Origin of the sequence: Arthrobacter sp. NPDC093128 (assembly GCF_040683875.1) — a bacterium.
Lineage (GTDB): Bacteria > Actinomycetota > Actinomycetes > Actinomycetales > Micrococcaceae > Arthrobacter.
This window is the reverse complement of record NZ_JBFBEY010000027.1, coordinates 52960-59673: the sequence shown is the minus strand read 5'-3', so window position 1 is coordinate 59673 and position 6714 is coordinate 52960. Positions and strand designations below refer to the sequence as shown.

The following is a 6714-nucleotide window of genomic DNA, read 5'->3' as shown; positions in this document are numbered from 1 at the left end:
AGGGCCAGGGTCTCCGGAGCTCTGCGACGGCGCACCCTGGACCCAACAGCCGGCCGCGCCAGCGGACGCCCGTTCACTGGTTGGAGCGCAGCGGAGACCAGGTGCCTTGATACGGTGGACCGGTTCCGCCAGTCGCAGGCGCCTCTCCCCGAGGAGGTCTCCTGGCGGGACATTCCTTCGAAAGGGGCAGAACATGGGTCTGTGGAGCTTTCTCACCAGAGGTCCTGCAGGGGCGGGCACGGATGATTCCACGCCCGTAGTGAGTGGGCCGCCACCTCGGGCACCGCTGACACCAGAACAGCTGGCAGACCTGGAACAGGCATGGGCCGAACTTGCTCAGGCAGCCGAAAGGACCGGCGTCACCGGGCTGCATGCCTGCACGCGCACCGGAAAGCCCTGGGAGGAAGACCCCGTGGCCGTGCGCGCCCTGGCCGCCACCCTCAGGGACATCCGCGACGAGGACACCGCGGCCGGCAGCCAGCCGGCCCCCTAGGGGCCGGCGCTGGTCTGCCCCCGGAAGGGCAGGCCAGCGGCCCGCGGGTTCTAGGTGTCCGCATCCCTCCTCATCCTGGAGACGGCGCGGTACGCCATGATCGAGGCAGCCAGCGCCGCCAGGGACAGTGCGAAATTCACGAGGGTCAGCGGTTCCATGAGGGTTTCCTTATCGTTGAGTTGGCCATAGGCTGAAGAAGGAGCCCGGTGGCCGCAACCCTTGCGGTCACGACCACCGGATCGTGTAGCTACAACTTCCTTGCTTTACGCTGACGCTTCCGAGTTGCCACTCGGGAGCGTTTGCTCTTTAAGAGCGCGTTCCGCGCGGAAAGCAGAGCGATGACAGCTGTCACCAGGCTCACGACCGAAGTCGCGAGCCTGGTCAGTTCGTCGATGCTCATATGTAGCCACCTCCTTCCTGCCCCGCCGTGCGAGGCCCCACCTGTCGCAGCCGGTCGAGGGTGGGCCGTCAACTCCGAAGAGCGGGCGTCCGGGGACACGAAATAAGGGAGCAAAGCGACCGCGTGGGCCTGGGTGATCGCGTGGGTTGACGGGTCGGGCCCCCGGACGGCTACGATCAGTGGCCTTGTACGGAGAACAACCCAGCCACATGTAAGGCAAAAACAAGGCTTTTGCAGGCCGGAGCGCAGCGCAGGACCGGGTCCTCGAGGGCACCGGAACGGAACCCCGGGGCCTTTGCGAACGGGTTGCGCCCACTGGCTGGCGGTTTCCAGGGGCTCGGCCAAGCGAAGCTCCCCGCACGGCCGAGCGTGGCAGGATGGCCTCTGTGACGAGCAGAAGCCAGCGCCGCGCCCCCGATGCCGAGTGGGTACTGATGTACCGGAAGGGACTGTCCCGTGCACGGATCGCTGAGGTCGAGAACGTTCCGGCCAGTACGGTCGCCTACCACCTCTCCGTGGCCAGGGCCCAGGATGCGGGGCTGCAGGAGGCCCACGACGGAGCGGCCGGCGGAGCGCCGGCGGCCCGCGTCACCGTACAAACGATGCAGCGGATGAACGATCTCATCGCCATGGTCCGGACCGAAGGCAGATACCCCTCCTCCAAAGCCGGCGTGGCCGCGGAGCGGTCGCTGGCCGCATGGCTGCAGCGCCGCCGCCATGACGCCGCGGAAGGACGCCTCGCCCCGGAGGTCCGGGACGGGCTGGCGTGCCTGCCCGACTGGCAGGGCACCCCGCGCGCGGCCGCCGACCAGGAGCGCTGGCAGCAGCGGCTGGCCGAACTGGCCGCGTACCGGGCCGCGGGCCAGGACTGGCCCCGCCATAAGAGCCCGGACACGGACACGGAACACGATCTGGGCGTCTGGCTACACACCCAGCGGTACAAGCAGCGCCGCGGCGAACTCGACCCGGCCAGGAAGAAGACCCTGGACGCAGCCGTGCCAGGCTGGTCCACTGGCCGGACCCGGGGCAGGAAAGCACGTCCCGCACCGGACACGCAGGGCAAGCCGGGTCTAGATTGATCGTGTGAGCGACGAACTGGTGATCAGGCAGGTCTGGCCGGCCCCGCACGGGCATGCAGTGCTCTCACCGTTCGAGGCATCAGAGGACTTCGAACAGGCCTGCTGGCAGGCCAACGAAATCATCGCCATCTCCCCCACTGACCTGTTCTACACCTTCACCAAGGCCGGGCAGGAAGTCGTCCGCCTGATCGTCGTCGATCACCCCGACGTGGATCCCGGCTACGGCGTCCCCGAAGCGGCGGAAGGTCTGGAGATTGACTTCATGGAGGTCGCCAACGGGCACCGACGCCGGGGATTCGGCACCCAGTCCATAGAACTGCTGCGCCGGCAGCATCCCGGCAAGGCTGTCTTCGCCAGGCCGCCTGAAAGCGAGGACGCGTTCTGGCAGTCCCTGGGCTGGGAACACATACGCCACGCCCAGGACGGGGACTATCCCCCGCTGTTCCTGAAGCGCTGACCGAAACCCGCGGCCGCAGGTTGGGGTGGTGCGTTGTCCGGGTTGTGCCCACTGCGGGCCAGGTGGAGCCCTCCACACAGCTCAAGCTGTCCCCATTGTGCGCAACCCGCCCCGTTTCAGGCTGTACCTGAAACGGCGATGGTTCTTTTGTCGCACCGTCCGGGTACGATGAATGAATCGAACATATATTCGAATAGGGTGTGTTGTGGGCGTTATTGTCGGTCCCCGCGTGATAGAGGCGGGTGTGTCGTTGTTGTCGGTGCTGGTCTCTCCGGTACCGGTTGCGGCGGGGTTCCCGTCGCCGGCGCAGGACTACTTTGATGGCCGGATCGACCTGAACGAGCATCTGATCAAGGACATCACCAGCACCTACGTGGTGCGGGTGTCCGGGGAGTCGATGGAAGGCGCCGGGATCAGCGACGGCGATGAGCTGATCGTGAACCGGGCCCTGGAACCGGTGGACGGGTCCGTCGTCGTTGCCGTCCTGGACGGGGAACTGACGATCAAGCGGCTGCGGATCACGGCCACCGGGGTCGTTCTGCAGGCGGAGAATCCCGCTTACCCGGACATCCGCGTCCCGGCCCTGAGCGACCTCGTTATCTGGGGTACCGCAACCCGGTGTTTGCACCATGTCTAAGCCAGCCCTGATGCGGCACATGCCGCAGATCGCGCACGTGGACGTCAATTGCTTCTACGCCTCGGCCGAGCGGGCGTTCGACCCGTCCCTGGAAGGCAGGCCCGTGATTGTCCTGTCCAACAACGACGGCTGCGCCGTCACCCGCTCCCCCGAAGCCAAAGCCCTGGGCATCCCCATGGGCGAGCCCTGGTTCAAACTCGCCCCGCGGGCCAAGGAATGGGGACTGGTGGCCCTGTCGAGCAACTACGAGCTCTACGGCGACATCAGCGCCCGGGTGATGGAGCTCCTGGGCCGGTACTCGGCCTGGTTGGAGGTCTACAGCATCGACGAGGCCTTCCTCGGCGTCAAAGGCACCCCTGCCGAGCTCCTGGCCCTGGGCCGGTCCATGAAGGCCGCCGTGCGGCGGAACGTCGGCGTGCCCGTCTGCGTCGGGATCGCCGCCACGAAAACCCTGGCGAAGCTGGCCAACAAATGGGCGAAGAACAACCGGGCGTTCGGCGGAGTCTGCCACTGGGATTCCGTCCCCTTGCCAGAACGGGAGGCTCTGATGGGGCGCCTGTCCGTGGTGGAGATCTGGGGCGTGGCGACCCGACTGACCAGGCGGCTGAACGTGATGGGCATCTTTTCGATCCTTGACCTGTCCCGGGCCGATCCAGTGCTGATCCGGGACCGGTTCTCCGTGGTCATGATGCGCACCGTCCTGGAACTGCAGGGCACCCCCTGCATTCCGATGGAGGAAGAAAGGATCGGGCGGGATCAGCTGATCTTCTCCCGTTCCTTTGCCACCCCGATCACCACTGCGGCCGGGATCCGACAGGTCATGTCCGTGTACGGGCAGCAGGCCTCGGCGCGGCTGGCCAAACATGATCTGCAGGCCAAGGTCCTCACCGCGTTCGCCGGCACCTCACACTTCAACCCGAAAGAGACTTCCTTCCCCTCGGTGTGTGTTCCGCTGCCGATGCCGACAGCGGATCCGGTGATCCTGACCAAGGCAGCCCACGCGCTCCTGCCCCTGATCAATGAGGGAATCCGATACGCCAGGGCCGGGATCATGGTCACTGACCTGCGCCCGACCGGGAACCAGGCGCCGCTTGCCCTGTTCGAGAACCCGCACGAGGAACGCCGCGTCGGAACACTCCTCGAAGACGTGACCCGCCGGTACGGCCGCGGCTCCATTGGTCTTGGCTACGGCGGGATCAGGGGCGGGCCGGACTGGACCATGAAACGGGACATGCTCTCCCCCCGCTACACCACCCATTGGGACGAACTCCCCCTCGTCAAAGCCGCCTAAATCAGCACACTGCAAGAACCACGAAAGAATGCACTCCTCATGACCATCAGCTCCGAAGCCCCGGCAAGAACCCACATCGTCCAGGTCAGGCTCGGCCCGGCAGGGAACCCTCTCGCCATCCGTCACGACGGAAGAATCTGGCTCGTGGACCCCGACACGGATTCCCAGCACTGGTTCACCCGGGATTCCTGGTGGGACACCAGACGCAACGCCGCCGTCGGAAGCGGGGACCTGGTCAGCGTGGAGTACTGGCAGGTCCAGGTCCGGCACAGTTCCAGCTCGGCGGTGCGGACCTTCACGCTGCGCCGGGAACCGCTCGCCACACAGTGGCTCCTGGAGTCAATCAATGACGGTTCCTGAATGCCGTCGCCGCCGGTGAGTCCCGGATCGGTCAGTGACCAGACGTGGGAGGCGATCAGGACGGAGTTCACTCTGCCTGCCCTGGAGCAGGTCCGCCGCCGGCTCTCCGAGCTCGTCGAGGATCCGGAACCGGTGATGCAGCAACTCGTCCGGATCTTCATTGACGAAGGCACCTACTGCCCGGGGTTCCAGTTCCTCCCCGGCGGGCGCCTCCACCCGACCGTCACCGCGTTGTTCCAGCGCGCCATGGAACTGAAAATCCCGCACAACTACTTCACCGTCTGGATGATCACGCCGTCCACGGAACTCGGTAGAACCCGCCCCGTGGACGTCCTCAGGAACAGCCCAGCCCCTTTGCTGCATGCCCTGGACGCCTTCGGTGCACGGTTGGCCCGAAACCCTTAACCGGACCTGTTCCCGGAGAGTCCATCACCGACGGGTTGCGGACCAATATGATGATCCGGTGAAGATTACGGGCACCATCGAAGATCCCTCCGGCGCGCACGGGCGCATGGACGCCGAAGGCGCCACGTACGAGCAGGCTCGGCAGGCACTGGACGCGAAAGTGCCTGAGGGCCACAAACTGATCGCGATCCGGACCAACTAGCACGCTTCCCTTTCCTCTGCCCGGCGGACGCGTAGCGTTAGGCCATGGGACTGATCTACGACAACCCGCGGCTGGCCGCTCTGACGCTCACACGCATCGCGGCTGAGGAATCCGAAGGACCCAACGAACTGTCCGGCCGCATGCATGCGGTCCTACTTGACCTTGTGCAGCGCAACGGGCCCTCATATATGGCAGAGCTCATCGTCGCCTTGGCCCGCGCCCAGTTCCTCGCTCTCGATGAGTTGGCCCGGGTCACCGGAAACAGCACGGCGGAGCTGCTGGACGCGGCGGAGGTCGAGGCACTCGAAGGCCTCGATGACGACGGCTAAGCCATCCGGCGCCGGACTGCCGGCAGGGTTTGCCCCGCCGGTGAAAGTCGCCCTCGCCCGGGTTGTCACCACACTGCCCCGGACCACCGCAACACAGACCGGAAACCTGAGCTACGAGCCCAAATGGGACGGTTATCGCTGCATCTGCATTCGGGACGACAACGGGGCCACACTGTGGTCCCGGCAAGGCAAGGACCTCACCCGGTACTTCCCGGAGCTCGTAGCGGCCACCGAAGGCGCGGTGCCGCCCGGATGCGTGATCGACGGCGAAGCCGTGATCTGGACCCAAGGCCGGCTGGACTTCTCGGCCCTACAACAACGCCTGAGTGCCGGCCCGAAGACCCTTCCCGGGCTGGTCCGCGAGACACCGGCCAACTACACCGCATTCGACCTACTGGCCGTGGCCGGACATGACGCCCGGGAACTGCCGCTAAACCAAAGACGCGCGCTCCTGGAAGAACTCGCCAGCGGATGGGAGCCGCCGCTGTCCCTCTCCCCCACTACGACAGATCCCGACTTGGCCGCCAGGTGGTTTGAAGAGCTGCCCCGCACGGGGATCGAGGGGCTGATCATCAAACGCAGCGACCAACCGTACGCCGGAGGGGTCAGGAACTGGATGAAACTGAAGCACCGAGAGACCGTGGAGGTCGTGTGCGGGGCGGTCATCGGGCCGATCACCCAACCTTCAGAGATCGTGGCCGGGCTGATCCTGGAAGGTGAGCTGCGGATCGTTGGCAGATCCACACCGCTTAAGACAGCGGCCGGCCGCGAGTTGGCCCGATGGCTGCAGCCGCCCCGCAGCGCCCATCCATGGCCCAAAACGGTGAAAGGTACGACACTGGACCGGTTCAACAGGGACAAGGAACCAGTTACGTTGACACTGGTCGAACCCGTGGTCGTGGAAGTTTCCGCCGATACAGCCTGGTCAGGCCGGTCCTTCCGCCACCCACTGCGCCTCGTCCGGGCAAGGCCCGAGCTCTCTCCCGCGGATATCAGCCTGCCGGATATGCTCGGGCCGGCCGTTCACTAAAAGGTGCCCTAGTTTTTGTCAGGGGTCCCTG

10 protein-coding genes are annotated in these 6714 nt (G+C 65.9%); all 10 read left to right on the top strand.

From position 1 onward, the window contains the following. The first annotated feature begins 259 nt into the window (after positions 1–259). Positions 260–493: a hypothetical protein gene (locus AB0N24_RS23635; protein WP_364129863.1), complete on the top strand. Its 234-nt coding sequence runs from the start codon at positions 260–262 to the stop codon at positions 491–493. Positions 494–1279: 786 nt separating this feature from the next. After that, positions 1280–1972, top strand: a complete 693-nt coding sequence (locus AB0N24_RS23630; protein WP_364129860.1) for a helicase associated domain-containing protein — start codon at positions 1280–1282, stop codon at positions 1970–1972. A 4-nt stretch (positions 1973–1976) separates the two neighbouring features. After that, on the top strand, positions 1977–2429 hold the full coding sequence (locus tag AB0N24_RS23625) for a hypothetical protein (RefSeq protein ID WP_364129857.1): 453 nt from the start codon (positions 1977–1979) through the stop codon (positions 2427–2429). A 205-nt stretch (positions 2430–2634) separates the two neighbouring features. Further along, entirely contained in the window at positions 2635–3066 is a 432-nt protein-coding gene (gene umuD / locus AB0N24_RS23620; protein ID WP_364129854.1) for a translesion error-prone DNA polymerase V autoproteolytic subunit, read from the top strand. Next, positions 3059–4357 (top strand): Y-family DNA polymerase, encoded by a 1299-nt coding sequence (locus AB0N24_RS23615; RefSeq protein ID WP_364129851.1) that lies wholly within the window; start codon positions 3059–3061, stop codon positions 4355–4357. Before umuD ends, AB0N24_RS23615 begins: the two co-directional genes overlap by 8 nt. Positions 4358–4396: 39 nt before the next feature. Continuing rightward, positions 4397–4717, top strand: coding sequence for a hypothetical protein (locus AB0N24_RS23610; RefSeq protein ID WP_364129848.1), 321 nt, complete (start codon positions 4397–4399; stop codon positions 4715–4717). Then, positions 4718–5122 carry a hypothetical protein gene (locus tag AB0N24_RS23605; protein ID WP_364129845.1) on the top strand — a complete coding sequence of 135 codons (405 nt, stop codon included), beginning with the start codon at positions 4718–4720 and terminating at the stop codon, positions 5120–5122. It begins immediately after the preceding gene. Between the two features lie 58 nt (positions 5123–5180). Then, on the top strand, positions 5181–5324 hold the full coding sequence (locus AB0N24_RS23600; RefSeq protein WP_364129842.1) for a hypothetical protein: 144 nt from the start codon (positions 5181–5183) through the stop codon (positions 5322–5324). 44 nt (positions 5325–5368) lie between these two features. Further along, positions 5369–5653 (top strand): hypothetical protein, encoded by a 285-nt coding sequence (locus tag AB0N24_RS23595; protein WP_364129839.1) that lies wholly within the window; start codon positions 5369–5371, stop codon positions 5651–5653. Continuing rightward, positions 5640–6683, top strand: coding sequence for an ATP-dependent DNA ligase (locus AB0N24_RS23590; protein ID WP_364129836.1), 1044 nt, complete (start codon positions 5640–5642; stop codon positions 6681–6683). Before AB0N24_RS23595 ends, AB0N24_RS23590 begins: the two co-directional genes overlap by 14 nt. Positions 6684–6714: the final 31 nt, after the last annotated feature.

Excerpts from the sequence above, each read along its gene's own strand:
- AB0N24_RS23615 (WP_364129851.1), top strand. The coding sequence starts at position 3,059 with ATGTCTAAGCCAGCCCTGATGCGGCACATGCCGCAGATCGCGCACGTG.
- AB0N24_RS23610 (WP_364129848.1), top strand. The coding sequence starts at position 4,397 with ATGACCATCAGCTCCGAAGCCCCGGCAAGAACCCACATCGTCCAGGTC.
- AB0N24_RS23605 (WP_364129845.1), top strand. The coding sequence starts at position 4,718 with ATGCCGTCGCCGCCGGTGAGTCCCGGATCGGTCAGTGACCAGACGTGG.
- AB0N24_RS23595 (WP_364129839.1), top strand. The coding sequence starts at position 5,369 with ATGGGACTGATCTACGACAACCCGCGGCTGGCCGCTCTGACGCTCACA.
- AB0N24_RS23590 (WP_364129836.1), top strand. The coding sequence starts at position 5,640 with ATGACGACGGCTAAGCCATCCGGCGCCGGACTGCCGGCAGGGTTTGCC.